The 501-nt window shown below is 50.3% G+C and carries 1 protein-coding gene; it reads left to right on the forward strand.

Going from position 1 to position 501, the window contains the following annotated elements:
- Positions 1-291, forward strand: a 291-nt coding sequence (locus NZ653_10220) for a hypothetical protein (GenBank protein MCS7287489.1), incomplete at its 5' end; no start/stop codon positions are given.
- Positions 292-501 lie beyond the last annotated feature (210 nt).

The following is a 501-nucleotide window of genomic DNA, read 5'->3' on the forward strand; positions in this document are numbered from 1 at the left end:
TCCACCAACAGCACGAAATTTGGCGGAACCTATACCATGACGCTTATCATTTTAGAAAATGGTACTGGTATGTTAGAAGTTCCGGGAGCGCCATTCTATGAAGATAATACTGTTGGTATCCAGGTCCTTGATGAAAGCACGGTTTTAGTTGTTTTCGATGACAAAGAGGGTGACCGAATTGAGGCAAGACTTGTTAGAGAAAATAGCAGACTTCGCGGAATCTGGAGATATGCCACTGGTAACCCTCAACACACGGCTACAGGCGAGATTAGTGTTAAAAAGGTGGAGTAAAGTTGTCCCCATAACTATGCCGCCCAACCTGCGCTTTCACCTGACAGCGCCTCCGCTGCGCTCCGGCGCCGCAGGTGAAGCGCGAGTCGTTAACAGCGGTCGCGTTTTCGAGCCATTCCAAAGTCCACCATATTTCACAGGAGGTGTGCGATGTCCAAGATCCTTCGGGTCAATATGACCGACCGGACGGTCACCTACGTGGACGTCCCC

The sequence above is a fragment of the Anaerolineae bacterium genome, assembly GCA_025062375.1.
In the GTDB taxonomy this organism is placed as follows: Bacteria; Chloroflexota; Anaerolineae; order SpSt-600; family SpSt-600; genus SpSt-600.